General features: G+C 63.3%; 27 protein-coding genes. 17 read left to right on the top strand and 10 right to left on the bottom strand.

What is annotated here, in order from left to right; all coding sequences use genetic code 11:
- Positions 1–27: 27 nt before the first annotated feature.
- Positions 28–792 (bottom strand): class II aldolase/adducin family protein, encoded by a 765-nt coding sequence (locus tag CDQ92_RS01610; protein WP_088439479.1) that lies wholly within the window; start codon positions 790–792, stop codon positions 28–30.
- Positions 793–1,066: 274 nt separating this feature from the next.
- Between CDQ92_RS01610 and rpsU the strand changes: the two genes are divergently transcribed.
- Both rpsU and CDQ92_RS01600 read left to right on the top strand, forming a co-directional pair.
- Positions 1,067–1,273 carry a 30S ribosomal protein S21 gene (gene rpsU, locus CDQ92_RS01605; protein ID WP_037510267.1) on the top strand — a complete coding sequence of 69 codons (207 nt, stop codon included), beginning with the start codon at positions 1,067–1,069 and terminating at the stop codon, positions 1,271–1,273.
- Positions 1,274–1,561: 288 nt separating this feature from the next.
- On the top strand, positions 1,562–2,113 hold the full coding sequence (locus tag CDQ92_RS01600; RefSeq protein WP_088439477.1) for an FKBP-type peptidyl-prolyl cis-trans isomerase: 552 nt from the start codon (positions 1,562–1,564) through the stop codon (positions 2,111–2,113).
- An 89-nt stretch (positions 2,114–2,202) separates the two neighbouring features.
- Here the strand turns inward: CDQ92_RS01600 and CDQ92_RS01595 are convergent, their stop codons facing one another.
- The 6 genes from CDQ92_RS01595 to pyrE are packed head-to-tail and all read right to left on the bottom strand — an operon-like array spanning position 2,203 to position 6,117.
- Entirely contained in the window at positions 2,203–3,315 is a 1,113-nt protein-coding gene (locus CDQ92_RS01595; protein WP_088439475.1) for an AI-2E family transporter, read from the bottom strand.
- A gap of 11 nt (positions 3,316–3,326) precedes the next feature.
- Positions 3,327–4,169: a signal peptidase I gene (lepB, locus tag CDQ92_RS01590; RefSeq protein ID WP_088439473.1), complete on the bottom strand. Its 843-nt coding sequence runs from the start codon at positions 4,167–4,169 to the stop codon at positions 3,327–3,329.
- Between the two features lie 7 nt (positions 4,170–4,176).
- A complete protein-coding gene (gene acpS / locus CDQ92_RS01585; protein WP_088439471.1) occupies positions 4,177–4,578 on the bottom strand; it encodes a holo-ACP synthase in 402 nt (133 codons plus the stop codon).
- Positions 4,575–4,808, bottom strand: a complete 234-nt coding sequence (locus CDQ92_RS01580; RefSeq protein ID WP_088439469.1) for a hypothetical protein — start codon at positions 4,806–4,808, stop codon at positions 4,575–4,577. Before CDQ92_RS01580 ends, acpS begins: the two co-directional genes overlap by 4 nt.
- A complete protein-coding gene (locus CDQ92_RS01575) occupies positions 4,805–5,536 on the bottom strand; it encodes a pyridoxine 5'-phosphate synthase (RefSeq protein ID WP_088439467.1) in 732 nt (243 codons plus the stop codon). Before CDQ92_RS01575 ends, CDQ92_RS01580 begins: the two co-directional genes overlap by 4 nt.
- Positions 5,533–6,117, bottom strand: a complete 585-nt coding sequence (gene pyrE, locus CDQ92_RS01570; protein ID WP_088439465.1) for an orotate phosphoribosyltransferase — start codon at positions 6,115–6,117, stop codon at positions 5,533–5,535. The genes CDQ92_RS01575 and pyrE overlap by 4 nt, the downstream gene beginning before the upstream one ends.
- Positions 6,118–6,350: 233 nt before the next feature.
- Between pyrE and coxB the strand changes: the two genes are divergently transcribed.
- From coxB to CDQ92_RS01525, 10 genes are all read left to right on the top strand, one after another.
- Positions 6,351–7,424, top strand: a complete 1,074-nt coding sequence (coxB, locus tag CDQ92_RS01565) for a cytochrome c oxidase subunit II (protein ID WP_088439463.1) — start codon at positions 6,351–6,353, stop codon at positions 7,422–7,424.
- 15 nt (positions 7,425–7,439) lie between these two features.
- Complete coding sequence (gene ctaD, locus CDQ92_RS01560; RefSeq protein ID WP_088439461.1) at positions 7,440–9,113, top strand: cytochrome c oxidase subunit I; 1,674 nt, start codon at positions 7,440–7,442, stop codon at positions 9,111–9,113.
- A gap of 56 nt (positions 9,114–9,169) precedes the next feature.
- Positions 9,170–10,081: a heme o synthase gene (locus CDQ92_RS01555; protein ID WP_088439459.1), complete on the top strand. Its 912-nt coding sequence runs from the start codon at positions 9,170–9,172 to the stop codon at positions 10,079–10,081.
- Positions 10,078–10,227, top strand: coding sequence for a hypothetical protein (locus CDQ92_RS21315; RefSeq protein ID WP_169714524.1), 150 nt, complete (start codon positions 10,078–10,080; stop codon positions 10,225–10,227). Before CDQ92_RS01555 ends, CDQ92_RS21315 begins: the two co-directional genes overlap by 4 nt.
- Complete coding sequence (locus CDQ92_RS01550) at positions 10,224–10,784, top strand: cytochrome c oxidase assembly protein (protein WP_088439457.1); 561 nt, start codon at positions 10,224–10,226, stop codon at positions 10,782–10,784. Before CDQ92_RS21315 ends, CDQ92_RS01550 begins: the two co-directional genes overlap by 4 nt.
- Before the next feature lie 80 nt (positions 10,785–10,864).
- Complete coding sequence (locus CDQ92_RS01545; protein ID WP_088439455.1) at positions 10,865–11,740, top strand: cytochrome c oxidase subunit 3; 876 nt, start codon at positions 10,865–10,867, stop codon at positions 11,738–11,740.
- A gap of 1 nt (position 11,741) precedes the next feature.
- Positions 11,742–12,137, top strand: coding sequence for a DUF983 domain-containing protein (locus CDQ92_RS01540; RefSeq protein WP_088440511.1), 396 nt, complete (start codon positions 11,742–11,744; stop codon positions 12,135–12,137).
- Positions 12,130–12,774 carry an SURF1 family protein gene (locus CDQ92_RS01535; RefSeq protein ID WP_268239219.1) on the top strand — a complete coding sequence of 215 codons (645 nt, stop codon included), beginning with the start codon at positions 12,130–12,132 and terminating at the stop codon, positions 12,772–12,774. The genes CDQ92_RS01540 and CDQ92_RS01535 overlap by 8 nt, the downstream gene beginning before the upstream one ends.
- A gap of 27 nt (positions 12,775–12,801) precedes the next feature.
- Positions 12,802–14,199: a threonine synthase gene (gene thrC / locus CDQ92_RS01530; protein ID WP_088439453.1), complete on the top strand. Its 1,398-nt coding sequence runs from the start codon at positions 12,802–12,804 to the stop codon at positions 14,197–14,199.
- Positions 14,200–14,203: 4 nt separating this feature from the next.
- Complete coding sequence (locus tag CDQ92_RS01525) at positions 14,204–15,082, top strand: class I SAM-dependent methyltransferase (protein ID WP_088440509.1); 879 nt, start codon at positions 14,204–14,206, stop codon at positions 15,080–15,082.
- Positions 15,083–15,159: 77 nt separating this feature from the next.
- On the opposite strand, the gene CDQ92_RS01520 is transcribed toward CDQ92_RS01525, so the two are convergent.
- Complete coding sequence (locus CDQ92_RS01520; RefSeq protein WP_088439451.1) at positions 15,160–16,296, bottom strand: sensor domain-containing diguanylate cyclase; 1,137 nt, start codon at positions 16,294–16,296, stop codon at positions 15,160–15,162.
- 342 nt (positions 16,297–16,638) lie between these two features.
- Here CDQ92_RS01520 and CDQ92_RS01515 point away from each other — a divergent pair, with 342 nt between their 5' ends.
- Positions 16,639–16,878: a hypothetical protein gene (locus CDQ92_RS01515; protein WP_088439449.1), complete on the top strand. Its 240-nt coding sequence runs from the start codon at positions 16,639–16,641 to the stop codon at positions 16,876–16,878.
- 245 nt (positions 16,879–17,123) lie between these two features.
- Here CDQ92_RS01515 and CDQ92_RS01510 read toward each other — a convergent pair whose 3' ends face one another.
- Entirely contained in the window at positions 17,124–17,558 is a 435-nt protein-coding gene (locus tag CDQ92_RS01510) for a LuxR C-terminal-related transcriptional regulator (RefSeq protein ID WP_088439447.1), read from the bottom strand.
- A 107-nt stretch (positions 17,559–17,665) separates the two neighbouring features.
- Between CDQ92_RS01510 and CDQ92_RS01505 the strand changes: the two genes are divergently transcribed.
- The 3 genes from CDQ92_RS01505 (at position 17,666) to CDQ92_RS01495 (ending at position 20,926) form a co-directional block, all read left to right on the top strand.
- On the top strand, positions 17,666–18,814 hold the full coding sequence (locus CDQ92_RS01505; protein WP_088440508.1) for a sensor histidine kinase: 1,149 nt from the start codon (positions 17,666–17,668) through the stop codon (positions 18,812–18,814).
- Positions 18,796–19,578, top strand: a complete 783-nt coding sequence (locus CDQ92_RS01500) for a LytR/AlgR family response regulator transcription factor (protein ID WP_088439445.1) — start codon at positions 18,796–18,798, stop codon at positions 19,576–19,578. The genes CDQ92_RS01505 and CDQ92_RS01500 overlap by 19 nt, the downstream gene beginning before the upstream one ends.
- A gap of 124 nt (positions 19,579–19,702) precedes the next feature.
- Positions 19,703–20,926, top strand: a complete 1,224-nt coding sequence (locus CDQ92_RS01495) for an NAD(P)/FAD-dependent oxidoreductase (protein WP_088439443.1) — start codon at positions 19,703–19,705, stop codon at positions 20,924–20,926.
- A gap of 75 nt (positions 20,927–21,001) precedes the next feature.
- Here CDQ92_RS01495 and CDQ92_RS01490 read toward each other — a convergent pair whose 3' ends face one another.
- Positions 21,002–21,637 (bottom strand): DUF4126 domain-containing protein, encoded by a 636-nt coding sequence (locus CDQ92_RS01490; RefSeq protein ID WP_088439441.1) that lies wholly within the window; start codon positions 21,635–21,637, stop codon positions 21,002–21,004.
- Between the two features lie 110 nt (positions 21,638–21,747).
- Between CDQ92_RS01490 and CDQ92_RS01485 the strand changes: the two genes are divergently transcribed.
- Positions 21,748–22,536, top strand: a complete 789-nt coding sequence (locus CDQ92_RS01485; protein WP_088440507.1) for an NUDIX hydrolase — start codon at positions 21,748–21,750, stop codon at positions 22,534–22,536.
- The last annotated feature ends 84 nt before the right edge of the window (positions 22,537–22,620 follow it).

Raw genomic sequence — 22,620 nt, 5'->3', positions numbered from 1 at the left:
ACGCGAAGATTTAGCCGAGCTGCCGGATTAGTCACGCCAGCTTGTGTCGGTCTTGTCGACCTTGCGCACCATCGCGTCGAATTCGGCCTTGCCCGCCTGTCCGGGGATCGAGGCCATGAACAGGTCGCGCTGGTGGACCGCGATCACGTCCTGTGGAACCGTGATCGGCTTGCCCATGCTCATCGTCGCGAGCTGGATCTCGCACGCCCGCTGGAGCGCCCAATATTTGATGAACGCTTCAGTCAGGGTCTTGCCCATCACGACGGGGCCATGGTTCTTGAGCATCAGAATGCGCTTGTCGCCAAGGTTCCGGACGAGGCGCTCGCCTTCCTCCTCGCGCACCGTCACTCCTTCGAAGTCATGATAGGCAAGCTGGCCGGCAAAATTGCAGGCATAGAAATTGACCGGTTGGAGTCCGCCTTCAAGCCCGCAGACTGCCACCGTGGCGGTGGTGTGGGTGTGAATGATCGCATGCGCGTCAGGCAGGACGCGGTGGAACAGGCTGTGCTGGACAAAGCCCGCCTTGTTGACGTGCCAGGGATTGTCCTCGTCGACCTTGTTGCCGTCGATGTCGATCTTGATCAGGTTCGACGCGCAGACTTCGCTGAAATGGAGGCCATAAGGATTGATCAGAAAGGCGCCTTCCTCGTCCGGAACCTTCACCGTGATGTGGTTAAAGATCATCTCGTCCCAGCCCATCATCGCGAAAATCCGATAGCATGCGGCCAGTTCCTGCCGCGCCGTCCATTCGGCTTCGCTATATTTGCTGTTGCGTTTGAGCTGGGTCGCCATCACCTGTCCCTTTGTCATGTTAGTTTCGTCCTGCTACCTATGCCATAAGGCAAGGGGGCGGCACAATCCCGCAAGCGGGCCGGGCGGTTCATCAGCGGGGCAGGGGGTTTTGCCGTGCAGGGGCTTGCATTTCGCCGCGAATCCCCTTATCGGCCCAGCCATCGGAACGTCGCGGGTTCGCGGCGCTTCTTTTATTGCCCTTATATCGGCGATTTTTGGCGGACCGGACATCCGGCCACCTTGATCGTTGGACGAACCGGAGACGACACGGCACATGCAGATCATCGTTCGCGACAATAATGTCGACCAGGCCCTTCGCGCGCTCAAGAAGAAGCTGCAGCGTGAGGGCGTGTATCGCGAAATGAAGCTGCGCCGTCATTACGAGAAGCCCAGCGAAAAGCGCGCGCGTGAACACGCCGCCGCCGTCCGCCGCGCCCGCAAGATGGAGCGCAAACGTATGGAACGCGACGGGATCAAGTAAGACCCGTCCTTCCTTTTCAGGGTTCGGATCGTGAAACAGGCGCTGTGGGCAACCGCGGCGCCTTTTTCGTTTGGGATGGGGCTGGCGAACGTCGGGCGGCGGACATTTCCTCTCCCCTCCCGCAGGCGGGAGGGGAGGCACTGCGTTTCGAATTGATGATCCTGCCGAAGTGCTCGCCCCGCTCGACGATCGTGCCGCGACAATTCACGCTGGACCGCCCCGCACCGCTCCGCCTATAGGCTTGCCGGACAATATGGCCCGTCAGGGCAGCGGTAAGGATCAGCGATAATGAGCGTGACGACGGTTCCCCTGCGCCCGGTGAACAATAAAGGCCTGTGGCTGATCTGGATCGGCGTGATCGCGCTGCTCGGAGCGGCGGCAGCCTTTGCATATCATGTGACCCCGCGCATCGGGTTCGAGGTTATCAAGGAAGGCACGGGCAAGAGCCCGACCAAGGCCGATGTCGTGCTGGTCAAATATGAAGGCAAGCTCGACGACGGCACCGTATTCGACGCCAATGAACAGGCGCCGATGCAGGTTGCGCAGGTAGTTCCCGGCTTTTCCGAGGCGCTGACCCGGATGAAAAAGGGCGGCCAGTACAAGATCATCATCCCGCCGCAGCTTGGTTATGGCGACCGCGAAGCCGGACCGATCCCCGCGGGCAGCACGCTCCATTTCGACGTGACCTTGCTCGACTTCCGCTCGGAAGCCGAGGTGCGCGCGATGCAGCAGCAGATGCAGCAACAGCAGCAGATGATGCAGCAGCAACAAATGATGCAGGGCGCGCCGGGCGGCGCTGGCCCGGCCGGTCCGCCGCCGGGTGCGCCTCCGCAGCCCTGATATGATCGTTGCCACCCCGCGAAAGGCGGCGCCGCGAACAACCTGGCGCTACGTCGACAGCTGCTCCCGGCTTCGCGGGGGCGACGCTTCTAGCCAGCCGCCGCTTTCCCAACCTTCGGCGCGGCCCCAGCATTGCGCTCGGCCTCGCGCTCCAGCGCGACCTTGATCATCGCGACGATCGGATCGGCGAGAAACAGCCCCATGATGCCGAGCAGCGCGCCGAACAGGATCTGCGCGCCGAGCACTAGCGCAGGGGCAAGGTCGACGGTCTTTTTGGCGACCATCGGCACGATCAGATAGCCGTCGACCGTCTGCACGACGAGATAGATAGCGATTGCCCACAGTCCGGCATCGGTCCCGGCCGAAAAGCCAACGAGCACGAGCAGCACGCCGGAAACGATCGCGCCGATATTGGGAATGAAGGCGAGCAGCCCGGTCAGCAGGCCGAGCAAGGCCGCCATCGGGATGCCGACCGCCATGCAGGCAAGCCAGGTGCCGACCCCCTCGACGAACATGCCGAGTAGGCGGCCCGCCATCAACCGGCGCAGGGTGAACCCCATGCGCGCGGTGGTGATGTAGAAATTTTCGCGGTTCTTCATCGGCAGCATCCACGCGACGCCGCGCTCATACAGTCGCGGTTCGATCGCAATGAACACGCCGAGGACAAGGATCATCACAAGGCTGGTGAATGCGCCAACGACCGAGCCGACTGCCGCGGTGACGCGGCCAAAGGTGCCGGCGAAATTGTCCGAGATCGTCTTGGTATCGAGCTGGAAGCTGCCCATGCCTTGATCGCTTGCCCATGCCGCCAGCCGTTCGATCTGCGCCATCACCACGCTTTGCAGGCTTACCGCCTGCGCCGCGATCTGCGATCCGGCGAACATAGCGGTCCAGATCATGAAGAGCAGCACCGACAGGCAGACGATCAGGAGGCGCCAGCCGCGTCCGATCGGCAGCACGCGGCCGAGCAGGCGGGTGCCGCCGTCGAGGATCGCGGCCGTGACGATCGCAGCAAAAATCAGCAGGATCGGCTGGATCAGGACGATGCACGCGGCGATGAGCAGCGCGAGGCCGAGCCAGACGCTGGCCTTGAGCAATTCGGTGCGGACGAGGTGGCTGCGAATTTCGGTCGGGCCGGGGGCGTTTGCGGTAGCCTTGGCACGCGCCTGGGCGCGCTCTTTCCGCTCGACCCGCTCCACCATGAACTCGCTCCCTATTTTGCCGTGCTGCTACGTTCGGGGCGCAAGTCGGTTCCCGCGCGGCCAGAGCGCAGCGCGTTGAACCAGCTGAGCGGATTGTACCATATTGCGGTGCCGTCGGTCGAAAAGCTGATGATCTCGGCACGCCCCGCGATGACATCGAACGGGACGGGGCCGCCGAGCCCCTTTTGCGACGTGTCCACCCGGCTGTCGGCGCTGCCGTCGCGGTTGTCGCCCATCAGGAACAAATGGCGGGCGGGCACTTTGATCGGGCCATAATCGTCGGTGGTGTACCCCGGCCCCATATCGATGGTATCGAAACTCGCGCCGCCGGGCAGCGTCTCGCGCACGATCGGCAGTTCGAGCATCTCGCGCCCGTCGGCGCCGCGGGTGATAAAACGGTCGATGCTGCTCCCCATGCTCGGCAGGTTCGGATCGACGGGGATTGCCAGCAGCGGCTGCACCTCACGCTTCACCGGCTTGCCGTTGATGCTGAGCTCGCCGTTGGTCAGCTGAATCGTGTCGCCGGGCAGGCCGATGACGCGCTTGATATAGTCGATCCGCGTTACCGGATGTTCGAGCACGACGATGTCGCCGCGTTCGGGCAGCTTGCCGAACAGGCGGCCTTCGGTTTTGGGCGCAAGGTGAAAACTCACTGAGGCATAGGACCAGCCATAAGGATATTTGCTCACGATCAGCCGGTCGCCGTTGCGCAGCACCGGCATCATCGAATCGGACGGGATATAGAAAGGCTTGGCAACGCAACTGTGAATGCCCAGCACGAGCAGCAGGATCACCACGATGTCGCGGATCAGCTTGCTCCAGCTGCCGTCGTCCTGCGCCTTGTTCTTCGCCATGGTCCGGTCAGTCCTTGATTGCTTCGATGATGACGAACGCCTGCGCCCACGGATGGTCGTCGGTCAATGTCAGGTGGATGTGTGCGGTGTGATCTGCCGGGATCATCGCGGCGAGCCGTACCGCCGCACCGCCGGTCAGCGCCAACGTCGGCGCGCCCGACGGCGCGTTGACGACGCCGATGTCCTTCATGAACACCCCGCGCTTGAAGCCCGTGCCGACAGCTTTCGAGAAAGCTTCCTTGGCCGCAAAACGCTTGGCGTAGGTGCCGGCGCGGGTGAAGGGGCGGCGCGCCGCCTTGGCGCGTTCCACTTCGGTGAAGACGCGGTTTTCGAAACGCTCGCCGAACCGATCGAGCGAGTTCTGGATACGCTCTATATTACAGAGGTCGGAGCCGAGGCCGATGATCACCTGCCGCGGTCCTCGGTTTGGCGGCGCGAGGCGAAGCGCCAGCCGGCCCAGGCTGCCAGCTGCGCGGCGAGCGTCGCGCCGATCGCGATGAGCAAGACCGGGGGAATTTCCACATTGCGACCGCTTGCGACATCCCACCCGAGCTTCGCGAACATCAGCAGGATCAGCAGCGTTGTGCCGACCTTCAGAAGACCCGAGACGAGCAGGAGGGTATTTTGGGGTCCGCTCACCCTCTCGCCTCATCCATCAGCGCCCGCATTCGCCGCACCGCATCTTCCAGCCCGGTGAAGATCGCCTCGCCGATCAGATAATGCCCGATATTAAGCTCGGCGAGTTGCGGGATCGCCGCAACCGGGACGACATTCTCATAGGTCAGGCCATGCCCGGCATGCGGTTCGATGCCATTTTTCCAAGCCAGCGCCGCGGCATCGGCGATACGTTGCAGTTCGACCGCACGTTCCTCGCCCTCGCAATGCGCATAGCGGCCGGTGTGAAACTCGACGACCGGCGCGCGCAGCATCATTGCCGCCTCGATCTGCCGCGCGTCGGGCTCGATGAACAGGCTGACTCGAATGCCCGCGTCATTGAGCCGCGCAACGATGGGGGCAAGGTGGTTATGCTGTCCTGCGGCGTCAAGCCCGCCCTCGGTCGTGCGCTCCTCGCGCTTTTCGGGGACGATACACGCGGCGTGCGGATTATGGCGCAGCGCAATGGCGACCATTTCGTCGGTCGCCGCCATCTCCAGATTAAGCGGCAGGTCGGTCGCGGCCTGAATGCGTGCGAGATCATCGTCGCGGATATGACGCCGGTCCTCGCGTAGATGCGCGGTGATGCCGTCGCCGCCGACCGCCGCGACGATTGCGGCGGCGCGCACCGGATCAGGATGCTCGCCACCGCGCGCGTTACGGATCGTCGCGACATGGTCGATGTTGACGCCAAGGCGGAGGCGACCCGTCAATTCGCGCGGCTCCCGGGCTTGATCGCTTCGCTGCCCGCCAGATGTTCGGGAAGCTCGTCGGGGGCATAGGTGGGAAAGTTTATCGCAACGAGGGGATAGAAGGGGACGCCTAGCTCGACATTGCTGCCTGCCGAGCGATCGACCAGCGCCGCCTCGGCGATCACTTCGCCGCCGGCTGCTGTGACGCACGTCATTGCCTCACGCGATGACAGGCCGGTGGTCACGACATCCTCGACCATCAACACTTTGGCACCGGGTTCGATGGTGAAGCCGCGGCGCAGTTCAAAGGTGCCGGTTGGCCGTTCGACGAAAATCGCGGGCTTGCCGAGCGCGCGGCCCATTTCATGCCCGATGATGACGCCGCCCATCGCGGGTGACACCACGACGTCGATCGCCTGTTTCAGGTCGCGGGGCAGCTTCGCGGCGAGCGCGACGGCTAGCCGTCCGGCGCGCTCCGTATCCATCAGCACGCGCGCGCATTGCAGATAATATTCGCTGTGGCGGCCGGACGAGAGCAGGAAATGGCCCTGGAGCAAGGCTTCGGCGGCGCGGAATTCGGCCAGGATTTCATCATCGGTCATGGGAGAATTGTTCTTTTATCCAGTGCGTCGCCCTGTGCGGGAAACCGGGTTTTGGCGGCGAAGATTATCCAGCCGTAAAATAGTGTTAGAGATGCTTGAGGCAAGCGGCAAGCGGGTCTATAGCGCCCGCGAGATTCAGCCCATCCTCCGGCTGTCGCGACGCCTGTCCGACCGCTGCCGAAGAGGGGAGGAACCATGATAAAGAACAACAGGCAACGGGCGGCACTATCCTTATGAAGAGCTTGAAAACCCTTGTAATTGCGGCAGCTTTGTCGCTGGGCGCGGTGAGCGTCGGCCATGCGCAGGCACCCGCTGCCGCTCCGGCCGAAGCACCGGTTGCGGCGACCGCAGCGAATCCGGCTCCGATTGCTGCTGATGCAGCCGCGCCGACGGCTGCTCCCGCGACGACCGAAGCGGCCGTTCCGGCCGGCGACGCGAACTATGTGCCGATGAAGCCCACTCCCGGCATCGGCCAGCCTGTCGCCAAGGGCATCGATTTCCAGCCGCAGGTCAGCCCGGTCGGCGAGCAGGCCTATTGGTTCAACAATGTCATCCTGCTGCCGGTGATCACCGTCATCACGCTGTTTGTATTGGGCCTGCTGCTGTGGGTCGTGTTCCGTTACCGCGCCAAAGCCAACCCGGTTCCGTCGAAAACAACACACAACACCTTCATCGAAATTATCTGGACCGCCATTCCGGTGCTGATCCTCGCGGTGATCGCGGTGCCGTCGATCCGACTGCTCGCGCAGCAATATGAACCGCCGTCGAAGGAAGCGCTGACGATCAAGGTCACCGGATACCAATGGTATTGGGGTTACGCCTATCCCGACCAGGGTATCGGCGAATATGTGTCGAAAATGCTGCCCGAAGCAGATGCCAAGGCCGCAGGCGAGCCCTATCAGCTCGCGGTCGACAATCGTATGGTCGTCCCGGTTGGCCGTCAGGTCAAGCTGATCATCACCGGCGCCGACGTGATCCACAGCTTCGCGGTCCCGGCCTTCTGGACCAAGATGGACGCGGTCCCTGGCCGCGCCAACGAAACCACCTTCACCGCGAACAAGGTCGGCGTCTTTTACGGCCAATGTTCGGAACTGTGCGGTGTCGATCATGGCTATATGCCGATCGCCGTCGAAGTGTTGCCCGTCGACAGGTGGGAGGCCTGGGTCCGCTCGAAGGGCGGCAATCCGGCTGGCCCCGTAACGGCAGTGGCTGCCGCTGCACCGGCGCCCGCCGCGACGCCGGCCACCACCACGACCGAAGCTGTCCCGGCAGCGGCGCCTGCCGCCGCGCCGGCCGCCACGAATTAATAAGGGGTCCGACAGATGACCGATATCGCTGCAACTGCACCCGCCCATGGCCATGCCGATCACGCGCATGACGACCATGATCACGACACCCCGGGCTTTTTCGTCCGCTGGTTCATGTCGACGAACCACAAGGACATCGGCACCCTCTACCTGATTTTCGCAATCGTCGCCGGTATCGTTGGCGGCGTGATTTCGGGGATGATGCGCCTTGAGCTCGCCGAACCCGGCATCCAGTATCTGACCGGCTGGGCGCAGTTCTTCGACGGCGCCGCGGGCGACGTTCAGGGTAAGCATTTCTGGAACGTGATGATCACGGCGCACGGTCTGATCATGGTGTTCTTCATGGTCATGCCTGCGATGATCGGCGGTTTCGGCAACTGGTTCGTGCCGTTGATGATCGGCGCGCCCGACATGGCGTTCCCGCGCATGAACAATGTCAGCTTCTGGCTGACCTTCGTCGCCTTCGTCATGTTGGTCGGGTCGATGTTCGTCCCGGGCGGCAGCGGCCTGGGTGCCGGTACCGGCTGGACCGTTTACGCTCCGCTTTCGACCAGCGGGTCGGCCGGGCCGGCGGTCGATATGGCCATCTTCTCGCTCCACCTTGCGGGCGCGGCGTCGATTTTGGGGGCGATCAACTTCATCACCACCATCTTCAACATGCGCGCACCGGGGATGACGATCCACAAAATGCCGCTGTTCGTGTGGTCGGTGCTGGTCACCGCCTTCCTGCTGCTGCTCGCGCTGCCGGTTCTGGCTGCCGCGATCACCATGCTGCTGACCGACCGTAACTTTGGTACCACCTTCTATGATGCGGCAGGTGGCGGCGATCCCGTCCTCTACCAGCATCTCTTCTGGTTCTTCGGCCACCCCGAAGTGTACATCATGATCCTGCCGGGCTTCGGCATCGTCAGCCAGATCATCTCGACCTTCAGCCGCAAGCCGGTGTTCGGCTACCTCGGCATGGCCTATGCCATGGTCGCGATCGGCGTCGTCGGCTTCATCGTGTGGGCGCACCACATGTTCACCGTCGGCATGTCGGTGAACCTGAAGATGTACTTCACCGCCGCGACGATGGTCATCGCGGTCCCCACCGGGATCAAGATCTTCAGCTGGATCGCGACGATGTGGGGCGGGTCGATGAGCTTCAAGACCCCGATGGTCTGGTCGCTCGGCTTTATCTTCATGTTCACCGTCGGCGGCGTGACCGGCGTCGTGCTCGCCAACGGCGGGGTCGACACCAACCTGCACGACACCTATTATGTCGTTGCCCACTTCCACTATGTGCTGTCGCTGGGTGCGGTGTTCTCGCTCTTCGCCGGTTTCTATTACTGGTTCCCGAAGATGTCGGGGCGGATGTACAACGAGTTCCTGGGTCAACTGCACTTCTGGATCTTCTTCATCGGCGTCAACGTCCTGTTCTTCCCCCAGCACTTCCTGGGCCAGCAGGGCATGCCGCGCCGCTACCCGGATTATCCCGAAGCCTATGCTTTCTGGCACCTGATCTCGTCCTACGGCTATGTCATCATGGCGGTTGGCGTCCTGATCTTCTTCGTGAACATCCTGTGGTCGCTGGTCGCGGGCAAGAAGGCTGCCGACAATCCCTGGGGCGAAGGCGCGACGACGCTCGAATGGACGTTGTCGAGCCCGCCGCCGTTCCACCAGTTCAACGAACTGCCGCGTATCGCCTGATCGACGGTTTCCCCGCTGCTGTGCAGCGGGGGGCCGCGTGACGGTCCGGAGTTATTATGGCGCAAAGCCTCACCCACGGCGAAACGGCCCTTCCGGCCGATTGGCGCGACCTGTTCGCGCTGACAAAGCCGCGCGTCATGTCGCTGGTGGTATTCACCGCGCTGTGCGGGTTGCTCGCTGCCCCGGTCAGCGTGCCGCCCGTCCTGGCCTTTGCGTCGATCCTCGCGATCGCACTAGGGGCAGGGGCGTCGGGTGCGCTGAACCAGTGGTATGAGGCGGGTCTCGACGCCAAGATGAAGCGCACCGCCGGACGGCCGCTGCCCGCTGGGCGGCTCGACCCGCAGACGGCGCTGCAATTCGGGATTGGCCTCGCGGCATTCTCGCTGTTCCTGATGCTGTTCGCGTCGAACTGGCAGGCGACGCTGCTGCTGGCGGCGTCGATCCTCTTCTACGTCTTTGTCTATACAATGTGGCTGAAGCCGCGGACGCCGCAGAATATTGTCATCGGCGGCGCGGCAGGCGCGTTTCCGCCGTTGATCGGCTGGGTCGCTGCAACGGGCAGCATCGCGCCGCTGCCGGTCATGCTGTTCCTGTTGATCTTTCTGTGGACGCCGCCGCATTTCTGGGCGCTCGCGCTGTTCATGCGCTCGGACTATGCCGCAGCGGGCATCCCGATGATGCCGGTGGTCGCGGGCGAGAAATCGACCCGGCGCCAGATTCTGTTTTATGCGCTGATCATGGCGGTGGCGGCGATCGCGCCCTGGCCGCTGGGCTATACCGGTGCGCTTTATGGGTGGACCGCGGTCATCCTGTCGGCGCTGTTCGTGGCGCTGTCGGTTCAGGTCGGCATCCGCGAGACAGGCGACGCTGATCTGATGCAGCCCGAAAAGCGGCTGTTCGCTTATTCAATCGCCTATCTTTTCATTCTCTTCGGCGCCGTTGTTGCCGATCATTGGTGGCCATTATGACCGAAAATCCGAATCGCGAGCCCTTTGACGAGGTTGAATATCGCCGCCGCCAGCGCAGCCGCGCCAATATGATGGCGTGGATGCTTGGTGGTCTCGCGATCCTGTTCTTCTTCATCACCATCGCCAAAATCCAGATATTCGCATGATTGCACGCCTGTCCCCCAAAGCGAAGACCGCGAGCCTTGCATCGGCGCTGGCGCTCGCGATGGTCGGGCTGGGATTCGCGGCGGTGCCGCTTTACGATCTGTTCTGCCGCGTGACCGGATTTGGCGGCACGACGCAGCGTTACGATCCGGTTGCTGCCGCGGCGGACCCGGTGGTTCTGTCGAGAACGGTATCGGTCCGTTTCGACGCCAATGTCTCGCCCGGCCTGCCGTGGAAATTCTATCCCGAACATCCGACCGATACGGTCAGCATCGGTGCGCGCGACATGGCGATCTTTATCGCCGAGAATAATTCGTCGAAGCCGGTCGTCGGCACTGCGGGTTTCAACGTCACGCCGACGCAGGCGGGCAAATATTTCACCAAGATCCAGTGCTTCTGCTTCACCGAACAGCGGTTGGAGCCGGGGCAGCAGATGCGGATGCCGGTGCTGTTCTTCGTCGATCCCAAGATCATGGACGATCCGGACGCGCGCGACATCCAGGAAATCACCCTCAGCTACACCTTTCATCCTGTAGACGAGGGTAAAAAGGCGAGCTAAGGCCGCGATCAGAGTCCAAACAAGACCGGCGAGCGATGGGGAATCGCGATGCTGGGGCTGTAAAAAACGGGAAAAACGCCATGTCCGGTGCGAAACATCATGACTATCACCTCGTAAATCCCAGCGTCTGGCCGCTGATCGGCTCGTTCGCCGCGCTGGTGATGTTCTTCGGCCTCGTGATGTTTATGCACGACGATTATTTCGGCGGCGTCGGCAAATGGGTACTCGGCCTGGGCTTCATGGGCGTGATCGCCACCTTCTTCAGCTGGTGGTCGGACGTCATCAACGAAGCGCATGCCGGCGACCATACCCCGGTTGTCCAGCTCCATCTGCGTTACGGCATGATCCTGTTCATCGCGTCGGAAGTGATGTTCTTCGTCGGCTGGTTCTGGGCGTGGTTCGACTTCACCCTGTTCCCGGTGCCGATCGAATATGTCGATGGCGCGGTGACCTCGCTGTTTGGCCAAGACGGCGCGGCGGCGATCACCCAGTGGCCGCCGAAGGGCATCGAGGTTATCGACGCTTTCTCGCTGCCGCTGCTCAACACGCTGATCCTGCTCTGCTCCGGAACGACGATCACCTGGGCGCACCACGCGCTGATCCACGGCGACCGCGACGGCCTGAAAAAAGGCCTGTGGGCGACTATCATCCTGGGCGCGATCTTCTCGGCGATCCAGGCGTATGAATATGCCGCCGCACCCTTCGCCTTTGGTCAGAGCAATTACAGTTCGGCCTTTTACATGGCGACGGGCTTCCACGGCTTCCACGTTCTGGTCGGCACGATCTTCCTGATTGTCTGTCTCGTCCGTACCTACAAGGGTCACTTCACCCCCAAGCAGCATTTCGGTTTCGAAGCGGCTGCGTGGTACTGGCACTTCGTCGACGTGGTGTGGCTGTTCCTGTTCATCATTATTTACGTCTGGGGTGGCTGGGGCGCGCCGGTCGCCGCGCACTAAATTGCCCGACGGCACTATCATTCCAAAGGGGCAGCCGCCGGTCTGGCGCGCTGCCCTTTTTGGCCTTTGCCCCGAATGCGGCGCCAAAACCTTGTTCGATGGGCCGGTGCAGTTTCACGCGAAATGTGAAGCCTGCGGGCTCGACTATGGCCGCTACAATGTCGGCGACGGCCCCGCGGCGTTCCTGACCCTGATCATCGGCGCCTTGCTCGTCGCGCTCGCACTGGCGCTCGATGCCGCAGTCCAGCCGCCCTTGTGGGTTCACGTCGTGCTGTGGATGCCGCTGACCGCCGCCGCGGTGGTTTATGGCCTGCGCGTCGCCAAGGGGGCGCTGCTGGCGAGCGAGCACCAGCGGCAAGCGGCCGAGGGTCGACAAGTGGACGAACCGCGTGACTGATGCCGCAACGCCTCCGCCGCGGCGCTGGCCGCTGATCCCGACGATCGTCGTTATCGTCGCGGTGCTCGTGATGATCGCGCTGGGGGTGTGGCAGCTCCAGCGCAAGAACGAGAAGGAAGCGCTGGTCGCGCTGTACCAGCGCAACATGGCGATGTCGTCGCTGGTCACCTATCCCCAACTGCCGCAGGTCGCCGACGCCTATCTGTTCCGCAAAAGCAGCGTTGTCTGCCTCGAACCCGTGCGCTGGGATCCGCGCAGTGGCACTGACCAGAAGGGCAAGGCGGGCTTTCGCATGATCGCCGACTGCCGCACCGGCGCCGAAGGCCCGGGGGTGCTGGTCGATGTCGGCATCGGCGACGATTTCACGCCGCCGAAATGGACCGGCGGGGTCGTGCAGGGGACGATCGTCCCCGGCCCCGACCAGCCGACGGTGATGGAGCGCGCCGCGGGCAAGGATATGCCCGCGCGGGCGATGCTGATCGCCGACACACCCGCTGCGGGCCTGCGCCCAAGTGCGGTGCCGTCGGCTGATAATACGCCCAATAATCATCTCGCCTATGCCGTGCAGTGGTTCCTGTTCGCCGCCGCGGCGCTGATCATCTACTTTCTGGCTGTCCGTCGCCGCTTGCGGCCTTGAGGCTGGCCCGCTAGGCGCTGGGACGCCATGGAATATATCAGCACCCGCGGCTCTGCGCCGACCCTCGACTTTCGTGCCGCCACGCTCGCGGGCCTTGCCAGCGACGGCGGTCTCTATCTGCCTGCGCGCTGGCCGCAGATGGCGGTCGAGGACATCCGCGCGCTTGCGGGGCTCGACTATGCCGAAACCGCGGTGCGCGTCATGCGCCCGTTCGTCGAAGGCGTGCTGACCGAGGACGAGCTGCGCCAGCTGTGCCGCGCCGCCTACGGCAGTTTCAGCCATGATGCGGTGACCCCGCTGGTCCAGCTCGACCATCGCCACTGGCTGCTCGAACTGTTCCACGGCCCGACGCTGGCGTTCAAGGACGTTGCGCTGCAACTGCTGGGCCAGCTGTTCGAGAAATTCCTGAGCGGTGGCGACACGAACATCACGATTGTCGGCGCGACGTCGGGCGACACCGGATCGGCGGCGATCGAAGCTGTGGCAGGGCGTGAGCATATCCAGATTTTCATGCTGCATCCCGAGGGCCGCGTCAGCGACGTGCAGCGGCGGCAGATGACAACGGTGCTGACGCCCAACGTCCACAATATCGCGCTCGACGGCAGCTTCGACGATGCACAGGCAATGGTGAAGCGGCTGTTCGGCGACGACGAGGCGCGCGGCCAACTGACGTTATCGGCGGTGAACAGCATCAACTGGGCGCGGCTGATGGCGCAGGTCGTCTATTATTTCTATGCCGCCGTCCGCCTCGGCGGTCCGGACCGACCGATTGCGTTCAGCGTGCCGACGGGCAATTTCGGCGATGTGTTTGCGGGCTATGTCGCGGCGCAGATGGGACTGCCGATCGCGCGGCTGGTCGTCGCGACCAACGTCAACGACATCCTGCACCGTGCGCTGACCAATGGCGACTATAGCGCCGGGACGGTGACCGCGACGGCGACCCCCAGCATGGACATTCAGGTCAGCAGCAATTTCGAGCGCCTGCTGTTCGACCTGTCGGGCCGCGACGGTGCCGCGATTACCGCGATGATGGGCGAGTTCGACCGCAATCGCGCGATGACGATCCCCGCCGACATGCTGACGGGCGCCCGCGGGCTGTTTTCGAGCGCGAGCATCGACGGCGACGCGATGGCGCTCGCGCTGCGCTGGGCGCAGGAGCATGGCGGGCAGGTGATCGACCCGCACAGTGCCGTCGGCCTTGCCGCGGCGCGTGCGCTCGAGATCGACGCCGACATTCCCGTCGTCACGCTGGCGACGGCGCATCCGGCAAAGTTCCGTGAGGCGGTCGAGCGTTCGACCGGGGTGCGTCCGTCGCTGCCGCCGCGGCTGGGCAATCTGTTCGACCGCGAAGAGCGTTACGAACGGCTGCCGGGCGACTATGACGCCGTGAAGGCCTATGTGCTGGCGGAAGCCGCGCGTGGCTGAGCAGTTGCCGCTTGTCACCCTGGTCGGTGAGGCGTGGGACGATTATGGGCTGGTCGACAGTGGCAACGGCCGCAAGCTCGAACGCTATGGCCGCTATCGCTTCATTCGCCCCGAACCGCAGGCGATGTGGGCGCCCGCGCTGCCCGCCAGCGAATGGGAAGCCGCTGACGGCGAGTTTATCCCGGCGTCGGACGATGATGGCGGCGGGCGCTGGTATTATAACAAGCCCGTCCCGGCCGAAGGCTGGCCACTGGCGTGGCGCGAGACGCGCTTTACGGCGCAATGCACCCCGTTCCGCCATTTGGGATTCTTCCCCGACATGGCCCCCGTGTGGGACTGGCTGCGCGCGCAGGTCGCCGACAAGCCCGATCCGGTGTTCCTCAACCTCTTCGGCTACACCGGCGTCGGCAGCCAGGCGCTCGCCGCGACGGGGGCGTCGGTGACGCATGTCGATGCCTCGAAAAAGTCGGTGGGGCAGGCGCGTGAGAATGCGGCGCTGGCGGGGATGGCGGACAAGCCGGTGCGCTGGATCCTGGACGACGCCGGCAAGTTCACCGCGCGTGAGGTGCGGCGCGAGAAGCGCTATGATGCGATCCTGCTCGATCCGCCGAAATTCGGGCGCGGCCCGACCGGCGAACGCTGGCAGCTCGAGGAGGGGCTGGCGCCGCTGCTGACCGATTGCCGGCAATTGCTTGACGCCGACAGCCGCGCGCTGTTCCTGACCGTCTATGCCGTCCGCATGTCGGCGCTGGCGATCGGTGAGCTGCTGGCGCAGCTGTTTGCTGACCTGCCCGGTAAGGTCGAATGCGGCGAGCTGGCGGTGCGTGAAGAAACGCGGGGGCTGCTGCTACCGACCGCGATCTTTGCGCGTTGGAGCCGTTGAACAAACGGCGAATGCCGCGGCTACGGCACACTGGCGCGCATTAACCGCGGCATTCGCTCCTGTCCGGGAAGTTCCGTTTACGCCGGGTCAGCGAGTTCGATGCGGTTGCGGCCGCCGGCCTTCGCCTTGTACAGTGCCTCGTCGGCGGCTTTGAGCGCGCCGCGCGTTTCGCCATAGCCAAAGACATCGGCGACGCCGCCCGAGAAGGTGATCTGTCCGAAGGGTTCGTCGGTCTTGCGGTTGATCAGGCGGCGTTCGGCGAGGCCTTCGCGCGCCTCGTCGAGCCGCTCGGCGGCCTGGGTCGGGGTCAGGCCGCGGAACAGCATGACAAATTCCTCACCGCCATGCCGCGCGACATGACAACGGTCGTCGGAAATGCGTGCGAGCGTGTCGGCAATGGCTTTGATCACCCGGTCGCCCGCCTCATGGCCGTGGATATCGTTGACCTTCTTGAATTCGTCGATGTCGCAAAAGGCGACGCTCAGCGGTTCGCAGGCGGCGCGAGCTTCCTTGAAATGACGTTCGAGCAGGATTTCGAAAGCGCGGCGATTGGGCAGGCCGGTCAGAAAATCGACTTCGGCATCGCGCTTGGCGCGTTCGAGGCTGCGGCGCAGCGCCTTGGCTTCGTCCTCGCTCTTGCGCATATTATCCTCGGCCGTGCGCGTGCGTTCGAGCATCACTCGGGCAAGGTCGGCGAGGCTGGACACGATCCGTCCGGTTTTTTGCAATTGTTCCAAATCGTCGACATGCTGTTCGAGTTCGGATCCGTAGTCGCTGGTGACCGTCCGCGCTTCCTTGGCGTGGACCTGAAAGGATTCAAGATTGGTTTCGAGCCGCGTCATCAGACGGTCGAGATCGGCATGGTCGGCGCGGTTTCCACTCTGCTCGCCGAGCTCGTTCAGCCATGGCTGGGTGATACCCTCCGCCGATAGCGACCGCGCGGTGATCTGGCGCGCCAGCGGCGGGTTCATCCCTGAAAAGGCGGCGTGGGCGATCAGCAGGTTGCCGGGAGAAACATCAAGGTCATTGTCAATCAGAAACGCCATGATCGTGCCGATCAGCTGGTGCCGGGCGAGCCGCGCCAGATCGCGCGTCCCGCTGCCGTCGGGCGGCGCCTTCCTCCCTGCAGGGGGCGCGCCTTGTCTGCGGCGGAGCCCCAGCCAATCCAGAAGCCGTCCTACCGGCTCGGTCGATGGTGTAGCATTGCTGGTCATGCGCCAATTAACGGGTCGCCGTTGCAGATTTTAAGGCGGAATTCGGGGGAGTCTCGGGCAGCAAACCGGACTTGTTGCACTAATATGGCAAAGCCACGCCAAATCAGATATTTAAGGCCGACGATGATGGCGACGGCGGAAATTCTTAGTCGGTCGGGCGCGCCGCTGCTGCTGTGCGGTAGCGAAACAAACGCGGGACCGTCGGCCTGATTGACCCGATTTCGACCGCCGCACCGATGTGACCTAGTACATTTCCTCTCCTAGTGGCGCGGGTTCCCAATCCCTAGATTCCGCCGTGGACGCACTATCACCGGGCGAGGCGGCGTTGGGGAACAAACGATCATGAATCTGGCGGTTTTGCGCGTAGCGATGGCGCGGTGGATGGCGATTGCGGTGATGGTCGTGCTTGGCGCGATGGTGCCGCAAACGGCGAGCGCGCAGCATATAGCGACCTTGTGTCCCCCGCAGACGGCCACCGTTGCGGCTGGCGGAGCGGTCACGATCGAAATCACCACTTGTAACTCCGACATTGGCCTCGTCGGAATCGGCCCCGCCAGGCGACTTGGTCGTGACCGAATTTGATATTGGAGGAGGGCAGACCGTTGCCGACAGTATCGGTTCACGCCGCCAATTGGGCTAGGGGCAAAGCTCGGCTAGGATGCGGCATTGATAAACTTCATGGGATGGAATCGATGCGGGGTCTTAATTCGGAAAGAGTGGCGCCGGGGCGTGCGCGGGACGCGGCAGGCGATGGGCGCAGCGCGCGGTTTGTTGCCGATGGCAATTGCCGTGGCGACGGGCGCCGTCAATGGTCGCGGCGACCGCTGCTAGGCGACGAGACTGGTAGCGCAATCAGGCCGAACGCGCTCGGTCCCCAGCGAACTTCGCATCGTCCGACGGCAGGAGTATCCCATCATGCGCAGGATGTTGGAGACATGATTGCGCACCGTGAAATGCGACAGACCAAGCTTGCGGGCAATCTCCTTGTTGGACAGGCCGCTGAGCAGGTGACCCAGGATTTCCAGCTGGCGATGGGTCAGTGTCGGCGTCGCGCTGGCATGATTGTCCGCAGGATGATGGCCGGTGGCAGGGTGCGACAGGCTGACAATCTCGGAGCCGGGCAGGGCGGATTTAATTCGCGCGATGGCGTCGGCATCGCCATAGCGCGACGTTGTGACCAGGACGATGGTCCGATCGTCGCGATCGAACGGAATGACGCTCGCGTGCTGATCGAAATGGAATGACGGGTCGATATATTTCATGGCGCCGAGATGCTATCGCAATTGCTCGACAGGAAGAGGGGAAAAGCGGCGGTTGGCTTGCACAGGGCAATGAACGCGCGGGGTTTTCTACCACTGGCTTGTCGGTGATGACGAGCGCGCTAGAACGAAAGGCGCAATCGGACGGATCTGCGACCGACGGCGACCCTCTGCGCGCGCCGCCGGGTCGCGCGTCGGTTCGCGAACGCAAAGCGATTACCGCGACGACGGTCAAGCTGGCGGCGCTCTTCTGGCTTTGCGTATTCGTGTCCGACAGCATCCTGTGGGGCATCGCAGGCGTTGATCCCATCAAATCGGCGCTCGGCAAGATAATCACGAACAGCTTTGGCGTCGGGCTGACGCTGATCGTGACCGCGTCGCTGTTTAGGCTGCGCCACGCGTCGATCTTTATCAAAGTCCTCATCGCGTTCACATTTTCGATCGTGGCGGCAGCGATCCTCAGTGGCATCGATATCCTCGTTTACATTTGGTTTGTGCAGCCGGTGAACTGGTCGTTCGACCAGGTCGTTTTCGGCCACACGATGATCTCCTCCACCGGCATGTTCTTTGGCTGGTCGTGCCTCTATGTCGCGCTGCTATACAGTTTCGAAGTCCGCGACCGCGAGCGCAGTCTGGCGCAGGCGCGCGAAGAGGCGCTCTCGGCGCAAATGCGCGCTCTGCGCTACCAGATTAATCCGCATTTCCTGTTCAACACGCTGAACTCGGCGGTCGGGCTGGTCGAAGAAGGCGCGAGCGCGCGGGCGCAGCGAATGATGATATCGCTCTCGACCTTTCTGCGCCAGACGCTCGAACTCGACCCGATGACGGACGTTACCCTGGCGGCCGAACTGGCCCTGCAGGAAGATTATCTTGAGATCGAGCGCGAACGCTTCGCGGACCGCATGCGCTTTAGCATCGACGTCGAAGAGGCGGCTTTGCTCATCATGGTTCCGAATCTTATTCTGCAGCCGCTTGTCGAAAACGCCGTTAAACACGGCGTCGAGCCCAGCACGCGCGAGGTCGAGATCCGGATCGTCGCTTGGCGCGACGGCGACGATTTGTGCGTATCCGTCGAAAACGACCGGTTTCCGGGGGACGGCCATCCGACGCGCGTCGGCAGCCGGATCGGGCTGCGCAATGTTGCCGATCGTCTGGCAGCGCGCTTTGGGCCAGCAAGTTCGTTTGCGACGAAACCGACCCCCACGCAATTCCGAGCCGAAATCCGCTTACCCTGGATAAGATGTTGTCACGTCTCGTAACATTGGTCGTCGACGACGAGCCGTTGGCCCGCCGCCGCCCAGTGCGTCTGGCGCAGCAACTGCCATGGGTGGGCGAGGTCGGGGAAGCGGGCAATGTTGCGCAAGCAATCGAATGGCTTGCGGCATCGCCTTGCCACATCATCTTGCTCGACATCAGGATGCCGGGAGGCAGCGGGTTCGACTTGCTCCGCCTTTTGCCCGACCCCGCACCTGCGGTGATATTTGTCACAGCATTCAGCGACCAGGCACTGCGCGCGTTTGACGCGCAGGCGGTGGACTATGTCACCAAGCCGATTGAGGCCGGACGTTTCCGGACGGCCATGGAGCGCGCGCGGGGGGTCGTCGAGCAGGCGCAAAGCGCCGACCGCATCCGTGAACTGGAAGAGGTTGTCGCCAATCTACGCGCGACCGGACCGGAAACGCGCCAGCAGATGGGCGAATTTTGGGTGCGCGCGGGTGGCGAATATGTCCGCATCAAGCCCGAAAGCATTTCGCATGTCAGCGCCGAGCGCGACTATGTCCGCATCCATGCCGACGGTCAGGGATATCTGTACAACGAAAATCTGGCAACGCTCGAACGACAGCTGGCGCCGCAGCAGTTTCTGCGGATCCACCGCAGCACGATGGTCCGCATCGACGCCGTCGAGCGGGTCAAGGGCGGGCAATTCCATTCGCTGATTGCGGTGCTGAACGATGGCACCGAGCTAAGGGTCGGCCGCACCTATACCGCCGCGATTCGCGCCCGCCTTGCGCGCCGCGACTGACGGTCTTGCAGCCGCGCGACATTGCCGCGATTTCAAGTTTTTCTTTGCTGTGCAGAAAGTCGACCCGGCTTGTCTCTCCCGTCATCGCGTGCAAGGGACGCGCAGAATGAGCGGGAGACCTTCAATGCAGTTCGATGTGGTGATCGTGGGCGCCGGCCATGGCGGGGCGCAGGTCGCGATCATGCTGCGCACGCAGAAATTCACCGGCAGCATCGCGATCATCGGCGACGAGCCCGAATTGCCCTATGAGCGGCCGCCGCTGTCGAAGGAATATTTCGCGGGCGAAAAGGAATTCGAACGCATCCAGCTGCGCCCCGCCAAATATTGGGACGAACGCGAGGTGACGATGCTGCTCGGCAAGCGCGTCGTATCGGTCGATCCCGTGGGCCACAGTGTCACGACCGATGGCGGCGAGGCGATTGGCTATGGCAAGCTCGTCTGGGCCACCGGCGGGAGCCCACGGATGCTGCCGATCCCAGGCGGCGATCTGCCGGGGGTACAGGGCGTGCGCACCCGCGCCGATGCCGATGCGATGAAGGCGGCGTCCGAGACTGCGCGCCAGATCGTTGTCATTGGCGGCGGATACATTGGACTCGAGGCTGCGGCGGTGCTGCGCAAGGCGGGCAAGAAAGTCGTGCTGCTCGAAGCGCAGGACCGCGTGCTGGCGCGCGTTGCCGGGACCGAACTCTCGCGCTTCTACGAGCGCGAGCATCGCGAGCATGGCGTCGATCTGCGGCTGGGCGTCGCGGTCGAGGCGATCGAGGGCGATACCCATGTCACCGGGGTGCGGCTCGCTGACGGCGAAGTCATCGCCGCCGATCTCGTCATCGTCGGCATCGGCATCGTCCCCGCCGTCGAGCCGCTGATCGCGGCGGGCGCCGAGGGCGGCAACGGCGTGCTCGTCGACCGGCTGTGCAAGACCAGCCTGCCCGACATCTATGCGATTGGCGACTGTGCTGCGCACGAGAACGACTTTGCCGAAGGCGTCGTGATCCGGCTGGAGTCGGTGCAGAATGCCAATGATCAGGCGAATGTTGTCGCCAAGGGCATTTGCGGCGACGAAGCGCCCTATCATGCGATCCCCTGGTTCTGGTCGAACCAATATGACCTCAAGCTCCAGACTGCTGGGCTGTCGACTGGCCACGATCGCGCCGTGATGCGCGGCGATCCGGCAACACGCAGCTTCTCGGTCGTCTATCTGAAAGCGGGCAGGGTCATCGCGATCGACTGCGTCAACGCGACGAAGGATTATGTCCAGGGACGGATGATCGTCACTGCGGGCCTGCACGCGATCGCCGAACAACTCGCCGATCCCGAAACACCGCTTAAGGCGCTGCTACCCGCATAACAGACCTCGTCATTGCGAAGAGCCGAAGGCGACGCGGCGATCTGGATTGCTTCGCTTCGCTCGCAATGACGAAGCTTAAGGTGCCGGCGGCCTATTCGCCGTTGACGGCTCGTCGCCCAGCGCTCGCTTTAGTGTCGCTTTGATATTGCGGAGCAGGCGGCGCAGCGCGATTATTACGATGACCGCCGCGATTGCCATAAATATGGCGACGACGATCGCCAGCGGCGGAAAGGCGATGGCGAGTGCCAGCAGACTGCCGGTCGCGACATCTTCGCCGGTCGATACGACGACATTGCTGACGGGTTCGGGGCTAGCGTTGACGACCGCGCGCGTCGTCGCCTTGGCGCCGTGGCTCAGCAATGCGCCGCCGCCGCCAAGCAGGAAGGCGATCACTTGCCAGGTCGGATCGGAGGCATCGACGAGCGCCAGCGCGAGGAGGGCGCCGCCGAGCGGGCGGATCACGCTGTGGATCATGTCCCAGACCGAATCGACCCAGGCGATCTTGTCGGCAAGGAATTCGGCGATTGTGCCGACCGCCGCGACCGCGAGTACCCACGGATTTGCCAGCACCTGCAACGCGGCGAGATGTTCAGGCAGCGGCAGCCAGCCAAAATGCATCGCGGTGCCGGTGGCCAAGATGGTGAGGTAGAGCCGCCACCCGGCGAGGAGGCTGAGGCTGCCGGCAAGGCCCAAGATCTCGACGATTCCCAATATCCTGCTCCCCGTCCAGTTCGCGTTCTTCTTGCACCTCCATTGACCGTGCCGCAATGCCGGGATGACAAGCTTTGGCGGCACGGTTATCGCGGGGGGTGATGAATGACATGCCACTCCCGCCCTCTGGTTCCGAGGTTCTGCCTGAAGGTGCCATTCCCGCAGCGACGCTGGTCATCATGCGCCCGGCGCCGGATAACGGTCCCGACGAGATTTTGATGGTGAAACGATCGACGAACATGGCCTTTGCAGCGGGCGCCGTGGTATTTCCGGGCGGCCGGGTCGATCCCGACGATTATCTGGTGGCGCGCCAACACGGACCCGATGTTCACGAGGCCGACGGCGCCGCCCGGGTCGCGGCGTTGCGCGAGACGCTGGAGGAAACCGGCCTTGCTGTCGGCTGGCCTGCATTGCAGGAGCGCGAGCTCGCCGACGTTCGTCGGGCGTTGCTGGCAGGAACGCTGCTGTCGGACATCCTGGCGGCACGCGGTGATCGAATCGCGTTGGATTCATTTGTTCCTTTCGCGCGATGGTGTCCGAACTTCAAAGAGGCGAGGACGTTCGACACGCGATTCTATGCCGTCGCAGCGCCGCCGCACGGCCATGAACTGACCGTTGAAGAAGCCGAGCATAGTCATATTTTCTGGGCGAGCGCCCACCGAACGCTGATGATGGCAGATCGTGGCGAGGTGTCGGTCATTTTTCCGACCCGTCGGAATCTCGAACGCCTCGCACGCGTAGCCGATTTTGACGAGTTTTCGGCGCATTCGCGGCAGTTTCCGGTCGAGCTGGTAACGCCGTGGATCGAATGGTGCGAGGGGCAGTCCTTTTTGTGTATTCCCGATCATCTTGGCTATCCGGTGACGCGTGAATCCTTCGATCGGGTGCGGCGCGGTTAAGGTCATCCGCGAGGCATTTTTCCTCAATTTAGCAATTTGGTAAGAATTGCCGCGCTATGCCAAATCGTCGTTGCATTTGCTGAA

It is taken from the genome of Sphingopyxis bauzanensis, from assembly GCF_002205675.1.
Taxonomy (GTDB): domain Bacteria; phylum Pseudomonadota; class Alphaproteobacteria; order Sphingomonadales; family Sphingomonadaceae; genus Sphingopyxis; species Sphingopyxis bauzanensis.
The sequence above is the reverse complement of the archived record's forward strand: the minus strand, read 5'-3'. Positions and strand labels throughout refer to the sequence as shown.

Bases quoted from the DNA above. Each gene is read 5' to 3' on its own strand.
- CDQ92_RS01610 (WP_088439479.1), bottom strand. From the start codon at position 792: ATGGCGACCCAGCTCAAACGCAACAGCAAATATAGCGAAGCCGAATGG.
- rpsU (WP_037510267.1), top strand. From the start codon at position 1,067: ATGCAGATCATCGTTCGCGACAATAATGTCGACCAGGCCCTTCGCGCG.
- CDQ92_RS01600 (WP_088439477.1), top strand. From the start codon at position 1,562: ATGAGCGTGACGACGGTTCCCCTGCGCCCGGTGAACAATAAAGGCCTG.
- CDQ92_RS01595 (WP_088439475.1), bottom strand. From the start codon at position 3,315: ATGGTGGAGCGGGTCGAGCGGAAAGAGCGCGCCCAGGCGCGTGCCAAG.
- lepB (WP_088439473.1), bottom strand. From the start codon at position 4,169: ATGGCGAAGAACAAGGCGCAGGACGACGGCAGCTGGAGCAAGCTGATC.
- pyrE (WP_088439465.1), bottom strand. From the start codon at position 6,117: ATGACCGATGATGAAATCCTGGCCGAATTCCGCGCCGCCGAAGCCTTG.
- coxB (WP_088439463.1), top strand. From the start codon at position 6,351: ATGAAGAGCTTGAAAACCCTTGTAATTGCGGCAGCTTTGTCGCTGGGC.
- ctaD (WP_088439461.1), top strand. From the start codon at position 7,440: ATGACCGATATCGCTGCAACTGCACCCGCCCATGGCCATGCCGATCAC.
- CDQ92_RS01555 (WP_088439459.1), top strand. From the start codon at position 9,170: ATGGCGCAAAGCCTCACCCACGGCGAAACGGCCCTTCCGGCCGATTGG.
- CDQ92_RS21315 (WP_169714524.1), top strand. From the start codon at position 10,078: ATGACCGAAAATCCGAATCGCGAGCCCTTTGACGAGGTTGAATATCGC.
- CDQ92_RS01550 (WP_088439457.1), top strand. From the start codon at position 10,224: ATGATTGCACGCCTGTCCCCCAAAGCGAAGACCGCGAGCCTTGCATCG.
- CDQ92_RS01545 (WP_088439455.1), top strand. From the start codon at position 10,865: ATGTCCGGTGCGAAACATCATGACTATCACCTCGTAAATCCCAGCGTC.
- thrC (WP_088439453.1), top strand. From the start codon at position 12,802: ATGGAATATATCAGCACCCGCGGCTCTGCGCCGACCCTCGACTTTCGT.
- CDQ92_RS01520 (WP_088439451.1), bottom strand. From the start codon at position 16,296: ATGACCAGCAATGCTACACCATCGACCGAGCCGGTAGGACGGCTTCTG.
- CDQ92_RS01515 (WP_088439449.1), top strand. From the start codon at position 16,639: ATGAATCTGGCGGTTTTGCGCGTAGCGATGGCGCGGTGGATGGCGATT.
- CDQ92_RS01510 (WP_088439447.1), bottom strand. From the start codon at position 17,558: ATGAAATATATCGACCCGTCATTCCATTTCGATCAGCACGCGAGCGTC.
- CDQ92_RS01505 (WP_088440508.1), top strand. From the start codon at position 17,666: ATGACGAGCGCGCTAGAACGAAAGGCGCAATCGGACGGATCTGCGACC.
- CDQ92_RS01500 (WP_088439445.1), top strand. From the start codon at position 18,796: ATGTTGTCACGTCTCGTAACATTGGTCGTCGACGACGAGCCGTTGGCC.
- CDQ92_RS01495 (WP_088439443.1), top strand. From the start codon at position 19,703: ATGCAGTTCGATGTGGTGATCGTGGGCGCCGGCCATGGCGGGGCGCAG.
- CDQ92_RS01485 (WP_088440507.1), top strand. From the start codon at position 21,748: ATGCCACTCCCGCCCTCTGGTTCCGAGGTTCTGCCTGAAGGTGCCATT.